Source organism: Acidovorax sp. KPB24-03 (genome assembly GCF_057546605.1).
This window is the reverse complement of record NZ_BAAJYR010000633.1, coordinates 1-1,457: the sequence shown is the minus strand read 5'-3', so window position 1 is coordinate 1,457 and position 1,457 is coordinate 1. Positions and strand designations below refer to the sequence as shown.

General features: G+C 71.0%; 3 protein-coding genes. All 3 read left to right on the top strand.

Features of this window, described 5'->3' with window-relative positions:
• Positions 1–201 precede the first annotated feature (201 nt).
• The gene (locus AC27KI_RS24710; RefSeq protein WP_487116417.1) at positions 202–462 is read left to right on the top strand and encodes a hypothetical protein; all 261 of its coding nucleotides are present in this window, start codon (positions 202–204) and stop codon (positions 460–462) included.
• Between the two features lie 109 nt (positions 463–571).
• Positions 572–1,105 (top strand): DUF3299 domain-containing protein, encoded by a 534-nt coding sequence (locus AC27KI_RS24705; protein ID WP_487116415.1) that lies wholly within the window; start codon positions 572–574, stop codon positions 1,103–1,105.
• Positions 1,106–1,156: 51 nt separating this feature from the next.
• The coding region (locus AC27KI_RS24700) for a hypothetical protein (RefSeq protein ID WP_487116413.1) at positions 1,157–1,457 on the top strand (301 nt) is incomplete at its 3' end.

Sequence of the window (1,457 nt, the reverse complement as noted above, 5' to 3'; positions counted from 1 at the left end):
GGAATGGGCGGTGCCCGGCCTCGCGGTGGCCGTGGCGGCGGTGGCGGCGCTGCTGCCGGCCGTGCAGGCGTACCGGGTGGACGTGGCCGACCTGCTGGCGCGGCCCTGACCTGGAATGCCTGGATGCCTCGATGCCTGGACGTCCCCCGAACCCTTTCCCCTGTTTTTGTCACCCACCTCCTGAATGAAAGGACTTTTTCCATGACCGCCACCTCCCGACTCCGCGCCCTGGCGCTCGCACCGCTCTTGCTGCTGGCCGCCGTTGCCGCCCAGGCGCAGCAGCATTCCGACGCCGATACCCGGGCCGACATCCAGCGCCACCGCGCCATGGCCGCCGCGCACGAGGCCGCCGCCAAGTGCCTGGAATCCGGCAAGGGCCACGACACCTGCGAGAAGGAACTGCAGGCGGCGTGCAAGGGCCTGGCCATCGGCAAGTTCTGCGGCATGAAGCACCAGCATTGATCGCGATTCGATCCGTCGCATGCGCCCCTGCCCGGCGGGGCGCTGCGACAATCGCACCGGCCGGGCAGGGCGCCTGGCCGCCGTTCGCCGCCTTTTTGAGGATCCCCGCATGAAAGCCATCCCCCTCGCATTCGTCTGCCTGCTGGCCTGCGGCGTGGCCGGCGCGCAGGCGCCGGACGGTGCCGGCGCGGCGCTGTCGTCCCCGCTGGGCGGCGGTGGGCTGCCCCCGGGCAACGGCGCGGGCTACCACAGCCCGCAAAGCCCGATCAAGCCGCTGCCCACGCGCAGCGACGTGGTCCCCTGGTCCACGCTGACCAACCTGCAAAAGAAAACCCTCAAGACCCGCATCGAGCCGGTTTTCAACCCCGAGCAGAAGGCGCTGAACCAAACCGTGCAGCGCGTGCAGGGCTTCATGGTGCCCATGACGGCCAAGCCGCAGCAGCGGCACTTTTTGCTCACTTCGGTGCCGCTCACCTGCGCCTTCTGCATTCCCGGCGGGCCGGAGAGCATGGTCGAGGTGAAGGCCTCGTCCCCCGTCACGTATTCGCTCGAACCCGTGGTGGTCGAGGGCCGCTTCGAGACGCTGCGCAACGACGAGTACGGCCTGTTCTACCGCATGGTCGACGCCAGGCCCGTCCCGTGATGCGAGCGCTTCGCTGACACAGCGCCCCGACCCGCCGCCCCCACATTCCCCATGACACCCGCGCGCCCGCAGACACTGCCGCACCGCCGACGCATCGCCGTCTGGTGGATCGCGTTCGCGCTGCTGCTGGCGCCGTTGCTCGGCCGCATGCACCAGGTCGTGCACGGCGGGGCGCCGGGCCTCGCCTCGGCCTCCGTCTCCTGGCCGGCGGGCGTGGCGCACCATGCCAAGGCGACGGCGCCCGATGCGCGGCCAGGGCAGGGCGGCGACGCACTCCACGCGTTGTTCGCCGGCCACCATGGCGCCGACTGCCAGTTGCTGGACCAGCTGCTGCTCGGCGGCGCGCTGCTGG